26 protein-coding genes are annotated in these 24,334 nt (G+C 65.0%); 14 read left to right on the top strand and 12 right to left on the bottom strand.

The features are described 5' to 3' along the window. Positions 1-19 precede the first annotated feature (19 nt). Complete coding sequence (locus AC25ND_RS25870) at positions 20-1,216, bottom strand: amino acid aminotransferase (protein ID WP_182325286.1); 1,197 nt, start codon at positions 1,214-1,216, stop codon at positions 20-22. A gap of 237 nt (positions 1,217-1,453) precedes the next feature. Here AC25ND_RS25870 and AC25ND_RS25865 point away from each other — a divergent pair, with 237 nt between their 5' ends. Genes AC25ND_RS25865 through AC25ND_RS25855 form a run of 3 tightly spaced genes read left to right on the top strand, consistent with a single transcriptional unit; the run spans position 1,454 to position 2,589 of the window. Next, the gene (locus AC25ND_RS25865) at positions 1,454-1,951 is read left to right on the top strand and encodes a hypothetical protein (protein WP_486976670.1); all 498 of its coding nucleotides are present in this window, start codon (positions 1,454-1,456) and stop codon (positions 1,949-1,951) included. A gap of 15 nt (positions 1,952-1,966) precedes the next feature. Continuing rightward, positions 1,967-2,212, top strand: a complete 246-nt coding sequence (locus tag AC25ND_RS25860) for a hypothetical protein (protein ID WP_028692152.1) — start codon at positions 1,967-1,969, stop codon at positions 2,210-2,212. A gap of 11 nt (positions 2,213-2,223) precedes the next feature. Further along, the gene (locus tag AC25ND_RS25855; protein WP_139121039.1) at positions 2,224-2,589 is read left to right on the top strand and encodes a hypothetical protein; all 366 of its coding nucleotides are present in this window, start codon (positions 2,224-2,226) and stop codon (positions 2,587-2,589) included. Here AC25ND_RS25855 and AC25ND_RS25850 read toward each other — a convergent pair. Beyond that, complete coding sequence (locus AC25ND_RS25850; RefSeq protein WP_069016376.1) at positions 2,505-3,530, bottom strand: Ldh family oxidoreductase; 1,026 nt, start codon at positions 3,528-3,530, stop codon at positions 2,505-2,507. The genes AC25ND_RS25855 and AC25ND_RS25850 overlap by 85 nt on opposite strands. Before the next feature lie 143 nt (positions 3,531-3,673). Here AC25ND_RS25850 and AC25ND_RS25845 point away from each other — a divergent pair, with 143 nt between their 5' ends. From AC25ND_RS25845 to AC25ND_RS25820, 6 genes are all read left to right on the top strand, one after another. After that, the gene (locus AC25ND_RS25845; protein ID WP_028692150.1) at positions 3,674-4,546 is read left to right on the top strand and encodes a MurR/RpiR family transcriptional regulator; all 873 of its coding nucleotides are present in this window, start codon (positions 3,674-3,676) and stop codon (positions 4,544-4,546) included. A gap of 26 nt (positions 4,547-4,572) precedes the next feature. Further along, on the top strand, positions 4,573-5,325 hold the full coding sequence (locus AC25ND_RS25840; protein WP_028692149.1) for a transporter substrate-binding domain-containing protein: 753 nt from the start codon (positions 4,573-4,575) through the stop codon (positions 5,323-5,325). A 116-nt stretch (positions 5,326-5,441) separates the two neighbouring features. Continuing rightward, positions 5,442-6,161 carry an ABC transporter permease gene (locus AC25ND_RS25835; RefSeq protein WP_028692148.1) on the top strand — a complete coding sequence of 240 codons (720 nt, stop codon included), beginning with the start codon at positions 5,442-5,444 and terminating at the stop codon, positions 6,159-6,161. Then, entirely contained in the window at positions 6,158-6,868 is a 711-nt protein-coding gene (locus AC25ND_RS25830; protein WP_028692147.1) for an ABC transporter permease, read from the top strand. Before AC25ND_RS25835 ends, AC25ND_RS25830 begins: the two co-directional genes overlap by 4 nt. Positions 6,869-6,884: 16 nt before the next feature. Next, positions 6,885-8,129, top strand: coding sequence for an NAD(P)/FAD-dependent oxidoreductase (locus AC25ND_RS25825; protein WP_028692146.1), 1,245 nt, complete (start codon positions 6,885-6,887; stop codon positions 8,127-8,129). Between the two features lie 23 nt (positions 8,130-8,152). Then, positions 8,153-8,935: an amino acid ABC transporter ATP-binding protein gene (locus AC25ND_RS25820; protein ID WP_028692145.1), complete on the top strand. Its 783-nt coding sequence runs from the start codon at positions 8,153-8,155 to the stop codon at positions 8,933-8,935. Here AC25ND_RS25820 and AC25ND_RS25815 read toward each other — a convergent pair. After that, positions 8,932-9,171, bottom strand: coding sequence for a hypothetical protein (locus tag AC25ND_RS25815; RefSeq protein WP_486976669.1), 240 nt, complete (start codon positions 9,169-9,171; stop codon positions 8,932-8,934). The two genes, AC25ND_RS25820 and AC25ND_RS25815, sit on opposite strands and share 4 nt — an antisense overlap. A gap of 1,176 nt (positions 9,172-10,347) precedes the next feature. Here AC25ND_RS25815 and AC25ND_RS25810 point away from each other — a divergent pair. After that, positions 10,348-11,157 (top strand): gamma-glutamyl-gamma-aminobutyrate hydrolase family protein, encoded by an 810-nt coding sequence (locus tag AC25ND_RS25810; protein ID WP_182325278.1) that lies wholly within the window; start codon positions 10,348-10,350, stop codon positions 11,155-11,157. A 162-nt stretch (positions 11,158-11,319) separates the two neighbouring features. Here the strand turns inward: AC25ND_RS25810 and AC25ND_RS25805 are convergent, their stop codons facing one another. Continuing rightward, the gene (locus AC25ND_RS25805; protein ID WP_028692142.1) at positions 11,320-12,087 is read right to left on the bottom strand and encodes an AraC family transcriptional regulator; all 768 of its coding nucleotides are present in this window, start codon (positions 12,085-12,087) and stop codon (positions 11,320-11,322) included. A gap of 108 nt (positions 12,088-12,195) precedes the next feature. Here AC25ND_RS25805 and AC25ND_RS25800 point away from each other — a divergent pair, with 108 nt between their 5' ends. From AC25ND_RS25800 to AC25ND_RS25790, 3 genes are all read left to right on the top strand, one after another. Next, on the top strand, positions 12,196-13,011 hold the full coding sequence (locus AC25ND_RS25800; protein WP_062363045.1) for a sulfite exporter TauE/SafE family protein: 816 nt from the start codon (positions 12,196-12,198) through the stop codon (positions 13,009-13,011). Positions 13,012-13,074: 63 nt separating this feature from the next. Further along, a complete protein-coding gene (locus tag AC25ND_RS25795; protein ID WP_182325274.1) occupies positions 13,075-13,725 on the top strand; it encodes a DUF998 domain-containing protein in 651 nt (216 codons plus the stop codon). A gap of 74 nt (positions 13,726-13,799) precedes the next feature. Next, the gene (locus AC25ND_RS25790) at positions 13,800-14,129 is read left to right on the top strand and encodes a hypothetical protein (protein WP_028692139.1); all 330 of its coding nucleotides are present in this window, start codon (positions 13,800-13,802) and stop codon (positions 14,127-14,129) included. A 151-nt stretch (positions 14,130-14,280) separates the two neighbouring features. On the opposite strand, the gene AC25ND_RS25785 is transcribed toward AC25ND_RS25790, so the two are convergent. The 8 genes from AC25ND_RS25785 to AC25ND_RS25750 form a co-directional block, all read right to left on the bottom strand. Continuing rightward, positions 14,281-15,594: a cytochrome c gene (locus tag AC25ND_RS25785; RefSeq protein WP_036986531.1), complete on the bottom strand. Its 1,314-nt coding sequence runs from the start codon at positions 15,592-15,594 to the stop codon at positions 14,281-14,283. Between the two features lie 11 nt (positions 15,595-15,605). Next, positions 15,606-17,393, bottom strand: a complete 1,788-nt coding sequence (locus tag AC25ND_RS25780; RefSeq protein ID WP_182325267.1) for a GMC family oxidoreductase — start codon at positions 17,391-17,393, stop codon at positions 15,606-15,608. Positions 17,394-17,396: 3 nt separating this feature from the next. Continuing rightward, a complete protein-coding gene (locus AC25ND_RS25775) occupies positions 17,397-18,143 on the bottom strand; it encodes a gluconate 2-dehydrogenase subunit 3 family protein (protein WP_028692137.1) in 747 nt (248 codons plus the stop codon). Positions 18,144-18,346: 203 nt separating this feature from the next. Further along, complete coding sequence (locus AC25ND_RS25770; RefSeq protein WP_182325264.1) at positions 18,347-19,333, bottom strand: 2-hydroxyacid dehydrogenase; 987 nt, start codon at positions 19,331-19,333, stop codon at positions 18,347-18,349. A gap of 10 nt (positions 19,334-19,343) precedes the next feature. Continuing rightward, a complete protein-coding gene (locus AC25ND_RS25765; protein WP_186597722.1) occupies positions 19,344-20,621 on the bottom strand; it encodes an MFS transporter in 1,278 nt (425 codons plus the stop codon). A 58-nt stretch (positions 20,622-20,679) separates the two neighbouring features. Next, positions 20,680-21,639: a sugar kinase gene (locus tag AC25ND_RS25760; RefSeq protein WP_028692134.1), complete on the bottom strand. Its 960-nt coding sequence runs from the start codon at positions 21,637-21,639 to the stop codon at positions 20,680-20,682. Continuing rightward, positions 21,632-22,402: a sugar phosphate isomerase/epimerase family protein gene (locus tag AC25ND_RS25755; RefSeq protein ID WP_028692133.1), complete on the bottom strand. Its 771-nt coding sequence runs from the start codon at positions 22,400-22,402 to the stop codon at positions 21,632-21,634. The genes AC25ND_RS25760 and AC25ND_RS25755 overlap by 8 nt, the downstream gene beginning before the upstream one ends. A gap of 72 nt (positions 22,403-22,474) precedes the next feature. After that, complete coding sequence (locus tag AC25ND_RS25750) at positions 22,475-23,497, bottom strand: LacI family DNA-binding transcriptional regulator (protein WP_028692132.1); 1,023 nt, start codon at positions 23,495-23,497, stop codon at positions 22,475-22,477. Between AC25ND_RS25750 and AC25ND_RS25745 the strand changes: the two genes are divergently transcribed. Then, on the top strand, positions 23,490-23,873 hold the full coding sequence (locus AC25ND_RS25745; protein WP_143496158.1) for a hypothetical protein: 384 nt from the start codon (positions 23,490-23,492) through the stop codon (positions 23,871-23,873). The two genes, AC25ND_RS25750 and AC25ND_RS25745, sit on opposite strands and share 8 nt — an antisense overlap. Positions 23,874-24,334: the final 461 nt, after the last annotated feature.

Here is a 24,334-nt window from a genome sequence, read left to right as displayed (position 1 = left end):
CTTGGCAGCCCCTGGCAGATTACCGCTGCACGGCGGCAAACGCCTCGGCCACCTGGCGCAGGTTGGCCGGACGCAGGCCGGACATGCATACCCGGCCGCTGTCGATCAGGTAAACACCGAACTCGTCACGCAGCCGACGCACTTGCTCCACGCTGAAGCCGGTGTAGCTGAACATGCCGCGCTGGCGCAGGAAGAACTGGAAGTCCTGGCCCGGCAGCAGCTCGCCGAGCAAGTCGACCAAACCTTGGCGCATGTCGAGGATACGCTTGCGCATCACCTCCACTTCCGCTGCCCACTGAGCGTTCAGCGCGGTATCGCCAAGCACCCCGGCCACCAGCTGGGCGCCGAACGCGGGCGGGCTGGAGTAGTTGCGGCGCACGGTGGCCTTGAGCTGGCCGAGCACACTGGAGGCGGTGGCGGCATCGTCGCAGACCACCGACAGTCCCCCTACCCGCTCGCCGTACAGCGAGAAGATCTTCGAGAACGAGTTGCTGACCAGGCACGGCACGCCGGCACGGGCCATCTCACGGATGGCGTAGGCGTCTTCCACCAGGCCTTCACCGAAGCCCTGGTAGGCGATGTCGAGGAACGGAATCAACTGGCGCGCCTTGACCACTTCGACCACCTGCTGCCACTGCGGCTGGTTTAGGTCGACGCCGGTGGGGTTGTGGCAGCACGGGTGCAGCAGGACGATGCTGTTCGCCGGCAGGGTCTGCAGGGTCGCCAGCATACCGGCGAAATCGACGCCACGGCTGGCGCTGTCGAAGTACGGGTAGCTGTGCACCTTGAAGCCCGCGCCTTCGAAGATCGCCCGGTGGTTGTCCCAGGTGGGGTTGCTCACCCACACCTCGGAGCTCGGGAAGTAGCGCTTGAGGAAGTCGGCACCGACTTTCAGCGCGCCCGAGCCGCCGACGGTCTGCACGGTGGCCACGCGGCCATCGCTCACGGCCGGGTGATCTGCGCCGAACAGCAGCGCCTGGATCGCCTGGCGGTAGGCAGCCAGACCTTCCATCGGCAGGTACAGCGAGGCTTCGTGGGCCTGGCCGGCCAGGCGCTTCTCCACCTCGCCCACCGCCGCCAGCTGCGGCACCACGCCAGCTTCGTCGTAGTACAGGCCGATACTCAGGTTGACCTTGTCGGCGCGCGGGTCGGCCTTGAAGGTTTCCATCAACGAGAGGATCGGGTCGCCGGCATAGGCATCGACATGTTTGAACACAGCGTGCAGCTCCTTGGAAATCAGGACAGTTCAGGGAAGGCTCCAGCGAGGATACCCGCAGTGGGGCGTGAGGAACATCACCGATGTGCAAGGAGTCGATGCAGGGGTGCAAGAGCGAGCTTTACGACGCAAAGACATTTCCCACATCAATTCCGGAAACGGATGAATGGGCACCCTCTGCATCGGCCTGCCATTGTCCCGCTCACACGAATTACATGTATAAAAAAAGAGGGATTGATGCAGCCGGACAGGACGTACCAAGTCATTGCCCATCATGGAATTACCTTCGATATCAGCGAGTTCACCGTCCAGCCAGGTGAGCACTGCCAATTGCGCAAGTTGGCCTTAACCTTCGTGCACAAAGGGCATTACCAAATCGTGGAGGCCGTGGCCCAACTCTATGACCGCATGCTCGCAGGCAATCTGCCATGCCAGATGAAAGTTGCAGTATCACGCCCACTCACACGTCAGCAGGGGGACGTGCTGAATGATCAACGGAGCGATGTGCTCACCCTGGTCGGAGCAGCAGTGGGTAAAGCGGCAGGAACTCCCGTTGTCGGAATCGCGGGTACGATGGCCGCTGGATTAGTGGCCTCCGCTGCAGGATTTGCAGCCTCGAGGCTGGCAAAGGGAGCAATACCACCATTTCATGCCGGCGATGTTTTGGTATCGCTTCAAGCCCAGGTCAACGGGGGAATTGGCCCTCAACGTAGCGCGCTGCTGCTGATTCTCTGAGGACGGGTATACACAATGTCCTATATCTACCTGACTCTGTTTACTGCACTGACAGGCTGGTTCCTCGACTGGATCTGCAAGCCGATTCTGGTGCGCAGATGGCTCTACCTGGTTTTCCAGATCACAGGCATCACCGCTTGCACCCAACTCGGTGCCCAGGAGGTTCTTTACTGGGATGGAGGGGCATGGGGCCTGTTCTTTTCACTCGCCGGATTTCCTCTGCTGTTCGAACGCTCGAGCTGGTATGAGCGAAACCGATAGAGGAGGCATTCATGACCATGCTTTACCTGCTGATCTATCTGCCGGTCGCAATCCTTCTCTTCGACTGGCTTTGCAGGTCAGTACTGCTTCGCAGAATCCTGTGCATCGTCTTCATGGTGGCGGGCATCAGCACTTGTTCACTGCTGGGGCAACGCGAGTTCATGAATCTCGATGGTGGGCAATGGGCTCTATTCTTCGTCGTGCTCGGCACGACCCTGCTGTTTGATCGCTCGCACTTGATCGTGATCGGGATTGGGGAGCTGCGCCCCGTCCCGATCCGGATGGGGCCAATTCAGCCCGCCAACCCCCGCAACTCCCCCCACTCCCGCTCACTCAACGCCACCCCTTCCCGCCCGGCCACTTCACGCTCGCGATAACGCCGCTCGCCCGGCATCCGCGTCAACCCGGCTGCCTGCATCTGCTCCACCAGTTCGCGGCTGCGCAGCGCAAAGCGCTCGCCCTCGGCCTTGCTCGGGTCGATCACGATGATCAACTGCCCGGTCCAGGGGGTCTTGGCTCCAGGGTGGCCCGACCAATCGAACTCCCAGGAGAAATTGCCGCCCGTCAGCGCCGCCGCCAGCAGCTCGACCATCATCGACAGCGCCGAGCCCTTGTGCCCGCCGAACGGCAGCAAGGCGCCGCCCTCGAGAATCGCCTTGGGGTCGGTACTCGGCTGGCCCTCGGCATCCACGCCCATGCCTGGCGGCAGTCGCTCGCCCGCCCGCGCGGCGATCTGCACATCACCATGGGCCATGGCGCTGGTGGCCATGTCGAAGACGATCGGATCATGCCCGGCGCAAGGCGCGGCAAAAGCAATGGGGTTGGTGCCGAACAGCGGCTTGCGCGCACCGTGTGGCACCACGCAGGTCATGCTGTTGACCACGCTCAGGGCCACCAGGCCTTCGTCGGCGAACGGCTCGACATCCGGCCACAGCGCGGCGAAATGGTGCGAGTTGTGGATCGCCAGCACCGCGATGCCGGCCGTGCGGGCCTTCTCCACCAGCAGCGGGCGGGCCGCGGCCAACGCCGGCTGGGCAAAGCCACCCTTGGCATCGACACGCAAATAGGCCGGCGCAAGGTCAGTCACCTGAGGCTCGGCGCGACCATCGACCCAACCGCTGGCCAGGGTCGAGACATAACCGGGAATACGGAACACCCCATGGCTGTGGGCACCATCACGCTGGGCACTGGCGCAGTTGTGGGCAAGCACGGCGGCCACCGCCGCGCTGCAGCCATGTCGCTCGAAGATCGACTGCAGCAACGCCCGCAGTTCGTTAAAAGGCACGCGCACGACAGGGCCGGTGGAAGGTGAAGACATCTGGAGCTCCTTTCTTGGATTTGGATTCGCTACAGCGCAACTGCACAGACTTTCCCGCCAATGACAGCTATCTGTCAAATATTGACTTGACGACAGAAAACAGCCATTTTGGCTTCCACGCCAGAAATCAACCGGAACCGACCATGAGCCAATCGATCAAGCAACGCCTGGAAAGCAGCCTGCACACCGCTGCCGCCTCGGGCCGCCAGATCGCCAGCTACATGCTCGCCAACCTCCACGAACTGCCGTTCCAGACCTCGGCCAGCATCGCCGCCAAGCTGGGCGTGAGCGAGTCGAGCGTTGGCCGCTTCTGCCGCTCGCTGGGCTACGCGCACCTCAAGGCACTCAAACAAGACCTGCAGAACGACTTGGGCGACGGCCCCTGGCTGGTGGGCGACCGCCTGCAGGCGTTCCGCCAGCAACCCGAGGACGACCAGCGCTCGGGCAGCCTGGAGCTGGAAATGGCCGCGCTGGTACGCGTGCACGAATACAGCCGCGGCGAAGCCTGGCAGCAGGTGGCCCGGCGCCTAGCGGAAAAACCGCGGGTGTTCGTCGCCGGCTTTCAGACCGAGCGCGGCGTGGCCATGTGCATGAGCCATCTGCTGCAATACCTGCGCGACGGCGTGCAACTGGTCGACGGCAGTGCCGGGCACTTCGCCGAGGTGCTGCTGGGGCGCCCCCAGGACTGCGCGCTGGTGGTGTTCGAGGCCCGGCGCTATTCCCGCCATGCCCTGCAGCTGTGCCACAAGGCCCGCGAGCTGGGCATCCCGGTGACCCTGGTCACCGACACCTTCTGTGAATGGGCCGATGCCAACGCCGACGAGGTGTTCCGCATCCCCACCGAATTCAACCTGTTCTGGGAATCCACCGCGACCATGCTGTCGTGGGTGCACCTGATGGTCAACGAGGTCTGCAAGAAGCTCGGGCCGGATGTTGAAAGACGCTTGGAAGCAACTGCCGCTCTACATAACGAGTTCGTCGGCTACACCTCGTGGCCGGCGGGCAAACAACAATAGCAAGAGTGCAACTACCGAGGTGCGAGATGAAAGGAACCATGGCTGTGGTGGGTGCGTGCGCCCTGCTGCTGGCGGCCGGCGCCAGTGCCGAGACCCTGCGTTTTGCCACTGAAGGCGCTTACCCGCCGTTCAACTACGTCGATGCCGACAACCAGCTGCACGGCTTCGACATCGACATCACCCATGCCCTGTGCGAGCAGATGAAAGTCGAGTGCACCCTGGTGGCCCAGGACTGGGAAGGCATCATCCCGGCGCTGATGGCGCGCAAGTACGACGCCGTGGTGGCCTCGATGATCGACACCGAGGAACGGCGCCGCAAGATCGCCTTCACCGACCGCTACTACCGCACCCCGCTGACCGTGGCGGTCGCCAAGGACAGCAAGATCAGCGACGCGCAGACCGACTTCAAGGGCTACACGGTCGGCGCCCAGTCCGCCTCGACCCAGGCGATCTACGCCGAGGACGTGTACGGCAAGGCCGGCGCTGATGTGAAACTGTACCCGACCCTGGACGAGGCCAACGCCGACCTTGCCGCCGGACGCCTGGACGGGGTGATCGCCGACAAGTTCCCGCTGCACGAATGGCTGAACAAGAATGGCAAGGACTGCTGCAAGATACTCGGCGACGTCGACGGCACCAAGGCCGACGCGGCGATTGCCGTGCGCAAGGATGACGAGGCCCTGCGCGTGCGGCTGAACGAAGCGCTGGCAGCGATCGTGGCCAATGGCACCTACCAGAAGATCGCGAGCAAGTATTTCGCCTTCGATATCTATAACTGATACGAATCCTGGGGCTGCCCGCAGCCCTTTCGCGACACGAGGCCGCCATCCCCCTGGAAGCGGCCTTGCATCGCGATCAGGGCGCTATGCGACCCGCCGACCTCGAGGATGCATCCATGCTCGATCAACTCTCCCTGCTCTCCTTCGCCAGCGGTGGCTGGGGCCAGGCGCTGCTGGCCGGCGCGCTGGTGACCGTGTCGCTGGCCCTGGCCTGCCTGCCCATCGGCCTGCCGCTGGGCCTGCTGGTAGCACTGGCCGCGCGCTCGCGCAAACGCCTGCCGCGGGCCTGGGCCACCACCTTTTCCACTGTGTTCCGCGGCCTGCCGGAACTGCTCACCCTGCTGATCATCTACTACGGCTGCCAGATCGCCGCGCAGAAGATCCTCGCCGCGATGGGCTACCAGGGCGAGGTGCTGATCAACACCTTCCTCGCCGCCATGGTTGCCTTCAGCCTGGTGTTCGCCGCGTTCTCCAGTGAAATCTGGCTGATGGCCTTCAAGACCCTGCCCAAGGGCCAACTGGAGGCCTGCGCGGCCCTGGGCCTGGGCAAGCGCACCGGATTCTTCAAGGTGGTGCTGCCGCAACTGACCCGCATCGCCCTGCCGGGCCTGTCGAACAACTGGTTGAGCCTGCTCAAGGACACCTCGCTGGTCTCGACCATCTCGCTGATCGACCTGATGCGCCAGACCAACCTGGCGGTCAGCGTGACCAAGGAACCGATGCTGTTCTACGGCGTCGCCTGCCTGGTCTACCTGCTGTTCTCGGCGCTGTCGGGCAGGGTCTTCGCCCTGCTGGAGCGGCGCAGCAACCGCCATCTGCAAGGAGCCCGCCCATGAGCCCGGAGCAACTGCTGGCCTACGTGCTCGATCCCGACCTGCTGGAGCGCTACGGCGCGCGCTTCGTCGATGGCCTGTTGGTCACCGCCAAGCTGGTGGCGATCTCGTTCACCCTCGGCGCGCTGCTGGGCATGCTCCTGGCCCTGGCGCGGATGTCGCAGCACCTCGTGCTGCAACGCTTGGCCGCCGGCTATGTGTACTTCTTCCGCGGCTCGCCACTGCTGGCCCAGCTGTTCCTGCTGTACTACGGCCTGGGCTCGCTCAAGGGCTTCTGGCAGGACCTGGGGCTGTGGTGGTTCTTCCGCGAGGCTTGGTACTGCGCACTGCTCGCCTTCACCCTCAACACCGCCGCCTACCAGGCCGAAATCTTCCGCGCCAGCCTGATGGCCGTCGCGCCAGGCCAGTACGAGGCCGCCAAGGCCCTGAACCTCAAGCGCTCGACCACCTTCTTCAAGGTGGTGCTGCCGCAGTCGCTGCTGGTGGCCATCGGCCCATTGGGCAATGAGCTGATCATGATGATCAAGGCCAGCGCCATCGCCTCGCTGGTGACGATCTACGACCTGATGGGGGTGACCAAGCTGGCCTTCTCGCGCAGCTTCGACTTCCAGATCTACCTGTGGGCGGCGGTGCTCTACCTGCTGATCGTCGAGGTGGTCCGGCGCACCCTGAAACACCTGGAGGCCCGCCTGGGCCGCCACCTGAACTGATTGAAGGAATCCTTCCATGCATTGCCAGACCATCGTCCTGGGCGCCGGCATCGTCGGCGTCAGCACCGCCCTGCACCTGCAGGCCCGCGGACGCCAGGTGCTCCTCGTCGACCGTGACGAACCGGGCAGCGGCACCAGCCATGGCAACGCCGGGCTGATCGAGCGCTCCAGCGTGATCCCCTACGCCTTCCCGCGCCAGTGGAGTGCCTTGCTGCGCTACGGCCTGAACCGCCAGCCCGATGTGCGCTACAGCCTGACCCACCTGCCCAAGGTCGCGCCCTGGCTGCTCAGCTACTGGCGCCAGTCCGCGCCTGGGCAACTGGCCAAGGCCGCCGCCGACATGCTGCCGCTGGTGCAACGCAGCGTCGAGGAACACGATGCGCTGATCGAGGCCGCCGGCCTGCAAGGACTGGTACAGGCCAAGGGCTGGATCGAGGTGTACCGTGATGCCGCGCTGTTCGAACAGGCCAAAGGCGATCTGAAGGGGCTGGCCCGTTACGGCCTGCAGTACGAGATCCTCGAACGCGAACAACTGCAGGCCCGCGAGCAGCAGCTGGACGGTGGCGTGATCGGCGGCATCCACTGGCTCGACCCGAAGACGGTGAGCAACCCGGGAGGCCTGACCCGTGGCTACGCCGCGCTGTTCGTCCAGCGCGGCGGGCAGTTCCTCCATGGCGACGCGCGCAGCCTGCGCCAGGTCGAGAACGGCTGGCAGTTGGACACGCGTCGCGGCAGCGTGACCGCCGACGACGTGGTGGCCTGTCTCGGCCCGCAGTCGGCCGACCTCTACCAGCGGCTGGGCTACCGCTTTCCACTTGGCATCAAGCGCGGCTACCACATGCATTACGCCACCCGCGACGGCGCCGAGCTGGGTCATTCGATCTGCGACACCCAGGGCGGTTACGTCCTGGCGCCGATGGCCCGTGGCGTGCGCCTGACCACCGGCATCGAATTCGCGGCGAGCGACGCCGCCGCCAACGAGATCCAGCTACGCCGCTGCGAGGCCCTGGCACGCCAGCTGTTCCCGGCCCTGGGTGAGCGCCTGGACGACAAGCCCTGGCTGGGCCGCCGCCCCTGCCTGCCGGACATGCGCCCGGTGATCGGCCCGGCGCCCCTGCACAAGCACCTGTGGTTCAACTTCGGCCATGCCCACCACGGCCTGACCCTGGGGCCGGTCAGCGGCCGCCTGCTGGCGGAACTGATGACCGGCGAACGCCCCTTCACCGACCCTGCGCCCTACAGCGCCGCACGTTTCGACTGAACCTTGAGCGGGAGAACAACAAGATGACCGCCCCCCTGAGCCTTGCCAGCCTGCACCCTGCCCCCGATCCGCGCCCGGAGCTGATCCGCATCGAGGGCCTGAACAAGCACTACGGCGCCTTCCATGTGCTGCATGACATCGACCTGTCGGTGCGCGAGGGCGAACGCATCGTGCTCTGCGGCCCGTCGGGCTCGGGCAAGTCGACGCTGATCCGCTGCATCAATCGCCTGGAGATCGCCCAGCAGGGCAGCATCCGCGTGGCCGGCACCGATCTGGCGAGCAAAGGCCGCCAAGCCGACCAGGTGCGCAGCGAGATCGGCATGGTGTTCCAGCACTTCAACCTGTTCCCGCACATGAGCGTGCTCGACAACTGCCTGCTGGCGCCGATGAGCGTGCGTGGCCTGTCGCGCCGGGAGGCCGAGGAGCGGGCGCGGCTGTACTTGAGCAAGGTCGGCATCGAGAGTCAGGCGCACAAGTACCCCAGCCAGCTGTCCGGCGGCCAGCAGCAGCGGGTGGCGATCGCCCGGGCGCTGTGCATGAAGCCGAGGATCATGCTGTTCGACGAGCCGACCTCGGCGCTCGACCCGGAGATGGTGGCCGAGGTACTGGATGTGCTGGTGCAATTGGCCGGCACCGGCATGACCATGCTCTGCGTCACCCACGAAATGGGTTTCGCCCGGCAAGTGGCTGAACGGGTGCTGTTCCTTGAGGGCGGGAAGATTATCGAGGACAGCCCGCCGGAGGTGTTCTTCGGGCAGCCCAGAACGGCGCGGGCACAGGCGTTCTTGAAGCAGATCCTGCATTAACGGTTCATGGTTCTGGGCGCAATAAGCGCCACCCTGTCCGCACCCTCTTGCAAGACTGCGTCGCCGTTCATGCTGATGCAGATCTTGATCTTGATCTTGATCTTGATCTTGATTTTGGTATCCGCATGCTCAACCTCACTGGCAGCTAGCGGCAGCTGCGCCAGCCCAGGCGCCGCCCGTACCTTCGCGACTTCAGGAGGCCGAACGCAGGCCTTGCGAAGGGAGGTGACGGGCATGGATGCCCGTCAAGCGCTGGGGCCCAGGATGGGCCCTGCAGCGCGGTCCTCCCGGGAGCAAGGCCGGAGTGCGGGACCCGGAGCGAAGCGTAGGGCCGGATGAATGGAGCGCAGCGTTTTTTGGTTACTTTTGTCCGGCCGGCGCTCAGGGCGTTTGACAAAAAGTGACTCGCCGTAAGGGCGAAAAGGTGACTATGCGTCATTATAGAAAATGAATGCGCTTACACCTATTAAAACCCACGCCGATCGCATTTGACTTTGACTTTTACTTTTACTTTTACTTTTACTTTTACTTTTAAATAGTCTGTTTTGAAATCTATATGCGCATTCATTTGCTATGGTGACGCATAGTCACCTTTTCGCCCTTACGGCGAGTTCCTTTTTGTCGTGGCAAAAAGGAACCAAAAACCGTTCGCTCCATTCATCCGGCCCCTACGCTTCGCTCCGGGGTCCCCTCGCTCCGTTCTTGCTCCCGGGAGGACCGCGCTGCAGGGCCCATCCTGGGCCCCAGCGCTTGACGGGCATCCATGCCCGTCACCTCCCTCCGCAAGAACTCCGCTCGGCCTCCTGAAGTCGCAATTGGCGGCGCCTGAACTATCGCGCACTTAGAAGCAAGATCAAGATCAAGATCAAGATCAAGATCAAGATCAAGATCAAGATCAAGATCAAGATCAAGATCAAGATCAAGATCAAGATCAAGATCAAGATCAAGAAATTTATTGATCAACAATAAACGCTATGGAAACTAACCATCACAACCCGCACCTAAGAAGACCACTGTGAGTCTGCATCCTTCGCAAAAAACAGTTCACCCCACTGGAAATACATAGAGTTCGAGGTAAATGCGGCCACAAGGCCAAGCCCCCCGACGCCCCTGCCAATGACGATCATTGCACCGACGCAAAGACCCAACTGCGTCGTTAAATATTATTGACCAACACCCCCACCAAACCCTTGTCACCAAAGGCCCCGGCGGCCCCAATCCCCCGTAAAACGGCGCCTGGACAACTCGCCACTCGTTTGACATATCGAACGGCTCTGGCAAGCTATGAGTCAGGCCCCGACCGACATCGCCTGCAAGGCGAGCCGGCAGTGCTCGGGGCTCCAGGCAGCACTCAGGGCCCAGGCCGTGCGCCTGCACAACAACGACAGGCATGACCTGTCTCAAGGTGACATATGTCCAACAGCAACATTGGCAACAAGCAACCCTCCCTGCGCAAACCCGTCGTCCTGATGACCATGGGCAGCCAAGAGCGCAAAGGCCATGACTATCAAGTCATGACCCACAAATACATCACCCCGCTGGTCGAGTTCGCCGGTTGCGTCCCGGTCCTGGTGCCCACCTGCTGCGGCGTCGAAGACCTCGAGACCTACCTGGACATGGCCGACGGCGTCTACCTGACCGGTGCCGGCAGCAACATCGACCCGACCCTCTACGGCCAGGAAAACCAGACCCCCGGCAAGGGCCAGGACAAGGACCGCGACCTGTTCGACATGCCGCTGGTCAAGGCGGCGATCAAGCGCGGCCTGCCGATTTTCGGCATCTGCCGCGGCATGCAGGAAATCAACGTGGCCCTGGGCGGCGACATCTACCAGAAGGTCTATGCCGAACCCGGCTTCAACGACCACCGGGAAAACCCGGATGATCCGGTCGACGTCCAGTACGCCCCGGTGCACAGCGTGAAGATCAAGCCAGGCAGCTGGCTGCGCGATACCCTCGGCACTGACGAGATCCGCGTCAACTCGCTGCACGGGCAGGGCCTGCGCAACCTGGGTGCCGGCATCGAGCCGATCGCCCATGCCGAAGACGGCCTGGTCGAGGCGATCCACGCCCCGAGCCTCTCGCCCTTCCTGTTCGCGGTGCAGTGGCACCCGGAGTGGCAGGCGGCGAAGAACCCCGACTCGATCAAGATGTTCCAGGCCTTCGGCGACGCCTGCCGCGCCCAGGTCCGCAAGTCCCAGGTCAAGCACCACCAGGCTGCCTGACCCACCGAAGCTTCGTTAGCTTTGATCGCGGGGCGGTGCAATACCGCCCCCGTTTCCCCGGTCACCCTCTGCTGGTCCCAGAACACCTCCCGTGGAAGCGGGCGGCGGGCTTGTGCCTGTCTCCGCGATCTTTTTTTCCTTCCCGCTAATCATACGAGGTTTTCATAGGCCCTGGCGTGCCGTCGACGGCGGCTGGCCCATGACTCGCCGGTACAAGCTGGAAAACGCGCTGGGGCTTTCATAGCCCAGATCCAAGGCGATGGTGGTCACCGCCTCGCCGGTGGCAAGCCGCGTCACCGCAGCCATCAGACAGGCCTGCTGGCGCCACCGGCCAAACGACAGCCCGGTCTGCTCGCGAAAACGCCGGCTGAAGGTACGCGGGCTCCAGTTGAGCTGCGCTGCCCAGGTTTCGCCACGGGTGTGGACCGACGGCTGCGCCAGGAATGCCTGGCACAGGGCCGCCAGGCGCGGCTCAGCTGGCAGCGGCGCGAATAGCGGCAGCGGTTCGGCCTGGCCCAGCTCATGCAGAACCAGACGCAGCAGCAGGCCATCGCGTCCCGCCTCGTCATGCAGCGCCGGCACCTCGGCGCTGGCCAGCAACAGCTGGTGCAGCAGCGGCCCGACCCGCAGTGCCTCACACACGCTGCTCGGCCTGGGCAGCACGGTCGGCTCGATGTACAGGCTGCGGGTACTCACCCCGCGCATGCGCACCTGGTGCGGCTTGCCGGGCGGAATCCACACCCCGCTGCCAGGCGGGATGACCCAGGCGCCGTCATCGGTCAGCACCTCCATCAGTCCGCTCATGCCATACAGGAACTGCGCCCGGCGATGGACATGCCTGGGCAGCAAGGTGTCGGGCGGATAGTCGGTGGCAATGGCCAGCACTGCACGGGGGATGGCATCGACCTGGGACAGGGGAACATTGCGCATGAAAGGAGGCTCTGGCCGAAACACGACGATTATTGGCCAGGTTGCGCAAGCCAGCCAAGTGGCTGATCCCTACCCTGACCGCCTCACTCCTGTTCCGAGGCCCACCCCATGCTCTATCCCCTGCTTGGCCTGTTCGGCCTGTGCGCCGGCGTCACCACCTTGCTGTTCGGCTTCGGCGGTGGCTTCTTCGCCGTGCCACTGTTCTATGCCCTGTTGCTGGCCAGCCATGGCGCGGGAACGGCCGTGGCCCAGCACGCCATGCAGATCGCCGTGGCCACCTCGGCCACGGTGATGATCTTCAGCAGTGCCCTGGCCACCTGGCGCCACCACCGCGCGGGCAGCCTGCACTGGGACCTGGTGCGGCCACTGGCGCCGGCCATCGCCCTGGGCGCGCTGCTCGGGGCCTGGGTGGCGCTGTACGTGACCAGCGCCTGGTTGCGCTGGCTGTTCATTACCTACCTGGCGCTGAGCTTGCTGGACGCCTGGCTGCGTCCAGGCTTCGTACACGCTGGCGAACATCACCTGGAGCCACTGGGCAGGGCCGGCGCCACCCTGGTCGGCGTGCCCATAGGCGCACTGGCGGCGTTGCTCGGGGTGGGCGGCAGCGTGATGACCGTACCGTTGATGCGCCGTCGCGGCGCCAGCATGCGCACCGCCACGGCCATGGCCAACCCGCTGTCACTGCCCATGTCCCTGGCGGCCACGCTGGTGTATGCGCTGCTGCCGGCCGGCCAGCCCGACCTGGGCCCGGGCCTGCTGGGTTTCATCGACCTGCGCGCGGCGCTGGTGATGACCGTCGGCGCCTGGCTCGGCATGCACCTGGCCGCGCCCCTGCTCGGGCGCATCTCCGACAGCGTGCACGCCCGCACCTACCTGGCGCTGCTGGCCTGCGTGCTGCTGGTGATGCTGGTCAACGGCCGCTAAGACTGGCGAATGGCCACGGCGACGCGGTAGGCTGCGCCCAGCATTCACCAAGGAAGGCACTGTATGAAGACGTTCGATCGCCTGCTGCTCGCCAGCGGCTTGCTCATCCCCCTCTGGCTGTTGCTGGGCGTTACCCTGACGGCCCTGGCCTACCCCGGCTACGACCACCTGCAGCAAGCCATGAGCCAGCTCGGCGCGGTCGACGCCCCCACCCACGGGCTGTCGCCGTGGGTCAACAATTTCCCGCTGGCCCTGTTGTTCACACTGTTTGCCTGGGGCCTGGCGCGGCGCTGGCGGCACTCGAAGCTGGCGCGGCTGAGCGCCCTTCTGGTGCTGTTGCATGGCCTGGGCAGCCTGGTGACCGGCGGATTTGCCTGTGACCAGGGCTGCGCGCCGCTGCAGCCATCGGTCTCGCAACAGATGCATAACCTCGGCGGCCTGCTGATGTTCTTCTCGCTGACCCTCGCCAGCATGCTGTGGATCGGCCTGGGCACGCGTCTGGCCCGATCCCCGGGGCTGGCCTGGGGGTCGCTGCTGAGCGCGCTGCTGGCGGTGCTCACTGTCGTATTGATGGCCAAGTCTGTGCACAGCGGTGAATTGTTCGGTCTCTACCAGCGCCTGAACTACGGCGTCGGCGTGCTGTGGATCGCGGCCCTGGCCCTCCAGTCGCTGCGCACGCGCCAGCACGACGGCCTGCAAATGGCCATCGCCTGACGGCAAACTGCTGGCCCCCAGGCGTCGCGAGCGTAGGCAAACTTTGTTTTCCTTCAGATGCTTAGGACAGCAACATGCGAGTGATTCTAGCAACCGTGGCCGGCTGCCTGCTGGCCACCGCCGCCTTCGGCGCCCAGGCCCGGGCATTGAGCCCGAACGATCGCCAGGTGTGCGGCTGGGGTGCGCAGATCGCCGCCGAGGCGCAGCAGGCCAAGCTATCCGGGGTCACCCTTTACGCCACGCGCAAGAAGCTGCAGGTGCGCAAATTTGCCAAGCCATGGATGCGCATGACGGCGTTCGGCATTACCGAGCAGACCTATAACAGCCGGTCGCGGCTCAAGCCCACGGCAATCAAGCAGACGTACTACGAGCAGTGCGTGCAGCATGCTGTAGCAAAAAGATAAATACTTATAGATCAATTGCTTACATCGTTTAACTAAACCAGTTTGCGAGACTTAGTTAATGTCATTTCGAGATGATATTGTCGTGCGCCAGCGTCTCGCTAACTCGATGAGTCAAGACCAAAGGGGACGCCAGGCGTCCCCCATCGGACCATCAGGGCTCCACGGTGCCCGTCGTGTCACCCACTAACGACTCCGCCTTGAGCGGCACAGGTGGCGCCTTGCGCAACTGCGCCACCTGCCCTGCACTCACCCCCGCCGCCTGGTTGCCCCAGCTGCTGCGGATGAAGTTGACCACATCGGCCACCTGCTGGTCCGACAGCCGCCAGCCGAAGCCTGGCATGCTGAAGGTAGAAGGCGCCGTTGCAGTGGCCGGCAAGGTCGCGCCCTCGAGCACGATATGGATCAGCGAGGTGGCGTCCTCGCCCTGCACCACCGGGTTGCCGGCCAGCGCCGGGAACACCCGGGCGTAGCCCTTGCCGTCGGTGCGGTGGCAAGCGGCGCAGTTGTCGACGTAGCGCGCCGCGCCGGTCTTGCCGTCATTGCCCTGCCACAGCGCCTGGGCGACGGCACGGTCCTCGCGAAACGGTTTGTCGTCTGGGTTCACCGGCGGCAAGGTCTTGAGGTAGCGGGCGATGGCGGTCAGGTCGGCGTCGCTCATGTACTGCATGCTGTGCTCGACCACATCGCTCATGCCGCCGAACACCGCGGTGCGCTCGTTGCGCCCGGTCTTGAGGAAGGCGACGATCTGCGCCTCGTCCCAACTGCCCAGGCCATCCTTGTGGTCACCGCGCAGGCTCTTGGCGATCCAGCCCTCGAGGGGCGCGCTGCCGGCCAGGAACGCCGCGCCGTCACCGGCATCCAGGGCTTTTTCCTGCATGGTCAGCGCCCGCGGCGTGTGGCACGCGCCACAATGCCCCAGCCCTTCGACCAGGTAGGCGCCGCGCGCCACCACCGCATCGCGCCCAGCGGCTTCGAACGGCTTGACGGGCGGCGCGAACAACCCGCGCCAGAACGCCAGCGGCCAGCGCATGCTCAGCGGCCAGGGGATGTCGCTGCCCTTGTTCTGCTGCTCCACTGGCTGCACGCCATGCATGAAGTAGGCGTAGAGCGCCTGCATGTCCGGGTCGCTGACCCGGGCGTAGGACGGATACGGCATGGCCGGGTACAGCGTGCTGCCGTCCTTGCCGATGCCCTGGCGCACGGCGCGTTCGAAGTCCTCGTAGCTGTACTGGCCAATACCGCTGGCGTGGGGTGTGATATTGGTCGAGTACAGGGTACCGATGGGCGTTTCCATGGGCAGCCCGCCGGCGAACGGCTTGCCGCCCTTGGCGGTGTGGCAAGCCACGCAGTCGCCAGCGCGGGCCAGGTATTCGCCTTGCCTGACCTGCGCCGGGTCCACCGCGTCGGCGGCCTGCAGCAAGGTACTGGCGCCCAGGCCCAGCATGGCGATGAACAATGTCTTCATATTGGCCTTCCTCACGCCTGCACCAATGGACCGGGGTTCTTCAGGTAGCGCTCGCGGATCGCCCGCGCCGACCAGTAGGTCAGCGCCGCCACCAGGCCGGTGGGGTTGTAGCCCAGGCCCTGGGGGAAGGCCGAGGCGCCGGGCACGAACACGTTGTGCACGTCCCAGCACTGCAGGTAGCGATTGAGCGCGCTGGTCTTGGGATCGGTGCCCATGATCGCGCCACCGTTGAGGTGGGTGGTCTGGTAGGTGGAGGCGTCGAAGTGCTGGCCGAACGCTTTCTTGCCCGCGCTGATTGCCTTGGGCCCCATCGCCTCGGCGATCTTGCCCATGCGTTCGACCATGAAGCGGTTCATCTTCACGTCGTTGTCCTTCCAGTCGAAGGTCATGCGCAGCAGAGGCAAGCCGTAGGCATCCTTGTACACCGGGTCCAGGTCAAGGTAGTTGTCGCGGTAGGACTGGTGCGCGCCATGGGCGTCCATCGACAGCATGTGCCGGTAGCTATCGGCCACCGCGGCCTTCCAGGCACTGCCCCACTTCGGCGTGCCCGGCGGCACCTTGGTGCCAGAGATCGGCTTGGCGCCGGCCTGGTTGACCCAGAACGGAGATCCGCCGACGAAGCCGTGCGGGCCATGGTCAAAGTTGTCGGCGTTGTAGTCATCCACCGCCACGCCGTTGCCGCCGGCGCCGATGAAGGGGTTGGTGTGGTGGCTGTCGCGGTCGAAGAACGCGGTCACGGTGGAGATGTTCTGGTAGGCGAAGTTGCGCCCGACCACCCCCTCATTGCTCACCGGATCATAGGGTTTGCCGATGCCCGAGAGCAGCATCAGGCGTACGTTGTTGTACTGGAACGCGCCGAGGATCACCAGGTCGGCGGGTTGCTCCACCTCGCGACCCTGGCTGTCGACGTAGGTCACACCGGTGGCCAGGCGCTTGTCGGCGGTCAGGTTGACCCGCAGCACATGGGCGTTGTTGCGCAGCTCGAAGTTCGGCACCTGGCGCAGGGCCGGGAGGATGTTCACGTTGGGCGACGCCTTGGAGTACATGTAGCAGGCATAGCCGCTGCAGTAACCGCAGAAGTTGCACGGTCCCATCTGCGCGCCGTAGGGGTTGGTGTACGGCCCGGAAGTGTTGGCCGACGGCAGGTTGTAGGGGTGGCAGCCGATCTCGCGGGCGGCCTTCTCGAACAACTGCGCCGACACAGTGTTCTTCTGCGCTGCCAGCGGAAAATCGCTGGAGCGGTCGGCGGCGAACGGGTTGCCACCCTTGTCGCGGCCCACCACCTGACCTTTGATCGACCAGGCGGTGCCGGAGGTCCCGAACACCTTCTCGGCAAAATCGAAGTACGGCTCCAGCTCTTCGTAGCTCACGCCAAAGTCCTGGATGGTCATCCCTTCGGGAATGAACCGCTTGCCGTAGCGCTCCTCATAGTGGCTGCGCAGGCGCAGCTCCACCGGGTCAACGCGAAAATGCACGCCGGACCAGTGCAGCCCGGCTCCGCCGGTGCCGGTGCCGGGCAGGAAGGCGCCGAACTGGCGGTACGGCACGGCCACGTCGTTAACGCTGTGGCGCAGGGTCACGGTCTCACGGGAGATGTCCATGAACAGCTTCTTGCGCGAGTTGTAGGTCAACTCGTCCATGGTCTGCGGATAGACGCCGTCCGGGTAGGTATCCCGGGCCGGACCACGCTCCAGCGCCAGCACCTGCAGGCCGGCCTCGGTCAGTTCCTTGGCCATGATCGCCCCGGCCCAGCCGAACCCGACGATGACAACATCGACGCTCTTCATCACTTGGCTCATGGCTCAACCTCGCTCGCCGCTGATGGACACTGACGGGAAGGGATAGCGCTCGTCGCGCTCCACCCAGTCCATGAAGTCGGCGCGGGCGCCGGGGAAGCCGACCAGCTTCCAGCCGGCCAGACCCTGGTTGCCGCCGTGCAGGGGGTCGCTGAAAAAGCCCTCGCGGGTGTTGAGCCAGAGCATGCCGAGGAAGGTGGCCGCCGGCACCGAGGCAAAGGCCGGCTTGCCGCCGTCCAGGGCCTCGAGCACCTGCTGCTGTTGTTCAGGACCAAGCTGGGCGAACGCCTTGCCGAACTGTGCCTGGCACCAGGCGTCGGTTTCGGCGATGCCCAGCCGGTAGATCTCCTGGGGGCTGAGCTTGAGCTGGTAGCCCAATTCGCTGGGCGCGTCGGGGCGGAATGGCCCCTGCATGTACCACAGCCCGCCGCTGCCATAGCGGGTGTTGAGCTGACGGTCGATGAACTCGGGCACGCCGGCATCGGCCGCACCGGGGCCAAGGGCGTCGGTGGGGATGAGCACCGCCACGGCGGCGCTGACGAAGGCCCACTCTTGCTGGGTGAAGAAGCTCGGCCGGTAGGCACGCGCCGGGGCCGGTCGGGTCGGTTCGACGGGTGCCGGGGTGGCGCTGTCGGCGAGCACTGCGCCGCCCAGTCCCGTGCCGGCGAGGGTCGCCACCGGGATCAGGGTCAGGGATTGGCGCAGGAACGCCCGGCGCGCCGGTTGCACGGAGGCGGGTTGGTCCTTGGACATGAGGATGTCTCTCTGTTGATCAGGTCATACGGAAATCGTCGCCCTTTTCACCGATGAAGTTCCCAGGGCCGCAGATCGAGACAGCGCTGTCTCGGCTAAGCGGCCTTGTTTTGCCAAAAGGGCCGCGGCGCGACCCCGGGATATCGAATCGGGCAAGGGCTGTTGTTATGGCAAAAACGGGGCGAGCGCAGTGCTCGCCCCGCTCATGGGTTTCGCCGCGACCAGGCAAGCGGGTTGACCAGGTTCTGCGGCCGCTCGCCGGCCAGGGCGGCCAGCAGGTTGTCCACCGCGCAGCGGGCCATGGCCTCGCGGGTCTCCTCGGTGGCCGAGCCGATGTGCGGCGTCACCACCAGGTTGTCCAGTTGCAGCAACGGTGAATCAGCCGGCAACGGTTCGCGCACGAACACATCCAGGCCGGCGCCGCGAATGCGTCGCTCGGCCAAGGCCTGGAGCAACGCAGCCTCGTCGAGCACCCGGCCACGGGAGATGTTCACCAGGATCGCCGACGGTTTCATCAGCGCCAGCTGTGGCGCGCCAATCAGGTTCTCGGTCGCGGCGGTCAACGGCAGGCACAGGCAGACGAAATCGGACTCGGCCAGCAATGCCTCCAGGCTGCGATGCGCGGCGGCGAACCGCGCCTCCACCTCGGGCCGCGGCTGGCGGGTGTGGTACAGCACGCGCATGCCAAAACCGGCATGCGCGCGGCGGGCCAGGGCTTCGCCGATGCGGCCCATGCCGACGATGCCCAGGGTCTTGCCCTGCACGTCGCAACCGAACTGCGCCGGCCCGATGCCCGCCTGCCAGTGACCGGCGCGGATCCAGCCGTCGAGTTCGACGACCCGCCGGGCACAGGCCAGGATCAGGGCGAAGCCGGTGTCGGCGGTAGTTTCGGTGAGCACATCGGGGGTGTTGGTCAGCAGCACGCCGCGCTGATTGAAAGCGTCGATGTCGTAGTTGTCGACGCCGACCGAGACGCTGGAGACCACCTCCAGCTGCGGCGCCAGATCAAGCAAGGGGGCGTCCAGGCGCAAACTGGCGCCAAGCAGCCCGTGGGCGCCCGGCAGCGCCGCACGCAACCGGGCGAGGCCGTCAGCACTGGGCGATTCGACCAGGGTGACCTCGGCGTGCGCCTGCAGACGGGCCATGAGCGCGTCGGACAGGCGTTTGTAGAGGACGATGCGTTTCTTCATTGCACGGTACCTATCGGCTGGGCGCCAGGCTTTGCCGGCGTGTCTGTTGCAAGGGATTGAGAACGGCGGTCAGGGCCACGGCCAGCAGCAGCGCCACGCACATGAACAGGTAGGAGGCGCCGGGGCCGCCGGTGGCGCCATTGAGGTAGCCCACCAGCCACGAACCGGAAAACGAGCCCAGCGCGCCCATGCTGTTGATCAGCGCCATGGCGCCCCCGGCGACGTTGGCCGGCAGCAGCTCGGGCACGATGGCGAAGAACGGCCCGTACGGCGCATACATGCAGGCCCCGGCGATCACCAGCAAGGCGTAGGACCACCAGAAATGTTCAGTGCCCAGGCTGTACGAGCCATAGAATGCCAGGGCGGCGATCAGCAGCGGCGGCCAGACAAAGCGCTTGCGCTTCTGCAGGCGGTCCGAGGCCCAGGACACACCGAGCATGGCAACCACCGCCCCCAGGTACGGCACCGCCGACAGCCAGCCGGCGGTGATGATGTCCAGCGTCGCCGCCTGCTTGAGGATCGACGGCAGCCAGAGGACGAAACCGTATACGCCGATGCTCCAGCAGAAGTACTGCAGCGACAGGATCAGCACCGTGGGCGAGCGAAACGCCTCGCGGTAGTTCTTCACCGGCTTGATGCCCTGCTGCTCGGCGTCCAGCGCCTGGCGCAGCGCCGCCTTCTCGCGGGCGTCCAGCCACTTGGCCTGCTCCGGGCGGTCATCCACCAGGCGCCACCAGATGAAGGCCCAGAGAATCGCCGGCGCGCCTTCGATGATGAACATCCAACGCCAGTCGAACTGCTGCACCAGGTAGCCCGAGACCACCGACATCCACAGGATGGTCACCGGGTTGCCGAGGATCAGGAAAGTGTTGGCCCGCGAGCGTTCGGCGCGGGTGAACCAGTGGCAAAGGTAAATGAGCATGGCCGGCATCACCGCCGCCTCCACCACGCCCAGCAGGAAGCGGATGACGATCAGCAAATAGACGTCGTGGACCACGCCGGTCAGGGTCGCCAGGCCGCCCCAGAGGATCAGGCTGGCGAAGATCAGCTTCTTCACGCTGCGTTTTTGCGCGTAAAGGGCGCCCGGCACCTGGAAGAAGAAGTAGCCAAGGAAGAACAGCGCGCCGAGCAGCGACGACAGCGCCGGGGTGATCTTCAGGTCGTCGGCCATGCCCGAGGCCGCGGCAAAGCCATAGTTGGCCCGGTCGAGGTAGGCCAGGCTGTAGGTGATGAAGACGATGGGCATGATGTACCACCAGCGTCTGGGAGCGAGTCGATCAAGCTGCATGGGGAATTCTCCTGGTCTTGTTGTTCTTGTCACATCAGGTGCCGGACGGTCCGGCGATTCAGCGTGGTTGGATCGAAGCGTTTTCGTGCAGGTCCAGTTCGTGGCGTTGCGGCAGGCCTTCCATGTCGCCTCGGCTCTGCACCGCCCGGCTGCCGCACCAATTGCCCCGGGCCACGGCCCGGCGCAACGGCAGGCCCTCGAGCAAGGCGCTGATCACGCCAACGGCGAAGGCGTCGCCCGCGCCCACGGTGTCGACCACCCGGGCCACCGGAAAACCCGGGACCACCCCATGTTCACCCTTGGCGTCGCGCCAGTAGGCACCTTCGGCACCGAGCTTGATGGCCACGCATTGCACGCCTTGCTCCAGGTAGAACTCGGCGATGCCCTGCGGCGACTGGCGGCCGCTCAGCAGGCGCCCCTCCTCAAGCCCCGGCAGGACCCAGTCGGCCTTGAACGCAAGTGCATTTATCTCGCGCACCATGGTCTGGCGGTCCGGCCACAGCGAGGGGCGCAGGTTGGGGTCGAAGGAAATGCTGCGGCCATGGGCGCGCATGTCGTCCAACAACTGGTGGCAGAGCGCGCGGCAGCTGCCGGACAGGGCCGGCGGGATGCCGGTGGCATGCAGGTGTCGGGCCTCCAGCAACGCCGGTTGCAGCTGGGTCGGCGACAGCCGGCTGGCCGCCGAGCCACGGCGGAAATACTCGACTTTCGGATCGCTGCCATCGTCGCAGCGTTCCTTGAGCTGGAACCCGGTGGGGTGCTCGTCATCGATCTCGACGCTCGAGCAGTCCAGCCCTTCCTGGCGCAGGGTGTCGAGCACGAAGGCACCGAGCGAATCATTGCCGACCCGGCTCAGCCAGCGCACCCCCAGACCCAGACGTGCCAGGCCGATGGCCACGTTGCTGTCGGCACCGGCGATGCGCTTGCCGAACCCCTCGACTTGGGCCAGCTCTCCAGGCTGCGCGGCCACGAACATGGCCATGGTTTCACCGAAACACAGGACGTCGTGCTCAGCCATGGCACACCTGCCCTTCCAGCTGCGCCAGTTGCGCGACCTGCCGCGCGGTCAGCGCCAACAGGTCGTCGCCGGCCAGGGGGTACTCGATGGCCCGCGGCAGGTCTGGGGCGAAATGCGTCATCAGTTCGCGCCACTGCACCAGGTCGAGCGCCTGGGGCACGACCGCGACCAGGCGCCCGTCGGCTCGCCGGGCGACAGCCTTGCAGTGTACGTAACGCACCCAGCGGCCCAGCAGTTGCGCCGCCAGCAGCGGCGATTCGTCGTGCCAGTACCAGTTGCCGATATCGAAGGTCATGCCCGGCGCCACGCCCTGCGCCTGCGCTTCGCGGAAGAATCTTTCCAGGGTTTGCAGCCGTCCGCCGTAGGGCGTCTGGTCGTTTTCCACGTACAGCGCCGTCTTGTGCCCCAGTAATGGCGCCAGGGCCTGCAGGTCGCAACCCGTCTGGTAATGCCCCAGCGATACCTTAAGCGCCACCGCGCCGATCTCGCTTGCCCGTTGCAAACGTTGGGCGATGGCCGGCTCCAGACTGCCATCCTCGCGCCATAGCTCCAGTGGCGTGGAGTAAAGGCTCTGCAGGCCATGCTCGGCGGCCAGGTTGGCCAGGGTAGCGGCATCGGGCGCGGCATCGAACAGTTCCTCGCGCCATTCCACCCGCCGCGCACCGGCGGCGGCCAGCAGCGGCAGATAGCTGGCCTGGCCCAGGCGCCGCACGACATCGGCACCGAAACTCGACAAGCTGATGGAGACAATGGGCGTTTGCATGTGTGTGGTCCTTGTTCTTGTGGATGAAACCGGTTTCATTTTTCGTCAGCAGCAACGGCGTCAAGGACGCCGTCATGCTTGTGATCGGGTGGAGCCTCGCGGGATCAGTTCGGCTTGCAAATCCAGGCGCCGTGCCGGCGAACCGCTGCCTTGCAGGCGCTCCAGCAGGCACTGGAACGCTGCGGCACCGATCCGCCCGGTGGGCTGGGCCAGGGCGGTGATGCCGCTGCCTACCAGCGGGTACCAGTCCAGTTCGTCCAGCGCCAGCAGGCCCACATCCTGGAACAGCGTCCCGCCGCGGGCGTGCAGCACGCTTACCACTTCCAGGGTGGCAACGCCGTTGCAGGTGAACAGCGCCTGCGGGCCGTGCCCTGCCCCGGCCATGAAGCTGCCCAGTTGCTCCGGCAGGTCCACGCCCACCTCCAGCACCTGCCCACGCAGGCCAGGGCGCCGGGCGATGGAAGCCTGGAAGGCATCGACCCGCTCCTGGCGGGAGCTGGTGCCGTCGAGCGGCTCGGTCACGGCGAGGATGTCGCGATAACCGCAGCGTTGCAGGTGATCGAGGGCCTGTTCGACGGCGTCGCTGTTGTCCAGCCCTACCAGGTCGACCGCCAGGCCGGCCAGTTGCCGGTCGACCAACACCATCGGCAAGTCACGGGCCAGCTTCGCCAATTCATCGGCGCGGTGGCCGAGGGTGTTCACGATCAGGCCGTCGACGTTGTACGACTGCAGGGCCTGCAGGTGATTGCGTTCCTGGTCGTCATCGTAGTCTGTGTTGCACACCACCAGGCTGTAGCCGTGCTGGCGGCAGGCTGTCTCGACGCCGTGCATCACCGCCACCGAGTAGGGGTTGCGGATATCCGCCAGGAGCATGCCGATCAGCCCGGTGCGGCCGCGCTTGAGGGCGCTGGCCATGCGGTTGGGGCGGTAGCCGAGGCGTTCGACGACGGCCTCGATGCGTTGCGCGGTGGCTTCGGCGAGCAGTTGCCTGTCTTCGCCCATGTAGCGCGAGACCGTCGCCTTGGAAACGCCGGCGGCCTTGGCGACCTCGCTGATGGTGACCCGCCCGCGGACGGGAGCTGGCTCTTTGTTCACCCTGTTTCCTTCTTGTTTGCGCTTTTGCAGGGTTGATGAAAACGGTTTCAATCAAATCAGGGATGGGGGGTGGCGTCAAGTGACGGGCTTTCTGCCAAAGCGGGGGGATTCAGTGCCAAAGGCTTGTCCTGCCGGTGTCGATGGGGGGCTTCAGGGTTATGGTGGTTTTCTGGAGTTCGTTAACCCTGCCTTGGAGATGGCCATGACCGCACTGTTTCGGATCAGTCTATTTTTGATGCTTGCTGGTATGGGCATGGGGGATATCGTGGTGGCCAGTTTGGGGTTGGTCGGGTTGTGTGGGAGGGCTGTGGTGCTCAGTGTTCGGCAGGATGAGGGTGAGGGGCGGAAGGTTGGGGAGTCGGAGTTTATTGCCTGAAAGGTTTGGTTCTGGTTCTGTTCTGTTCTGTTCTGTTCTGGTTATGGGATTACTGTTTTGATATTTTTATGCGCATTCGTAGAAGATAACGACATTTAGTCACCTTTCCGCCCTTACGGCGGCCTACTTTTCTCGTGGGAAAAGTAGGCAAAACCGTCCCGCTCCGTTCATCCGGCCCCTGCGCTTCGCTCCGGGGTTCCCTCGCTCTGTTCTTGCTCCCGGGAGGACCGCGCTGAACGCCCCATCCTGGGGCGCAGCGCTTGACGGGCATCCATGCCCGTCACCTCCCTACGCAAGAACTCCGCTCGGCCTCCTGAAGTCGCAATTGGCGTTGCCTGAACTATCGCGCGCTTAGAAGCAAGAGCAAGAGCAAGAGCAAGAGCAAGAGCAAGAGCAAGAGCAAGAGCAAGAGCAAGAGCAAGAGCAAGAGCAAGAGCAAGAGCAAGAGCAAGAGCAAGAGC

The organism is Pseudomonas sp. P110(2024) (genome assembly GCF_057480795.1).
The sequence above is the reverse complement of the archived record's forward strand: the minus strand, read 5'-3'. Positions and strand labels throughout refer to the sequence as shown.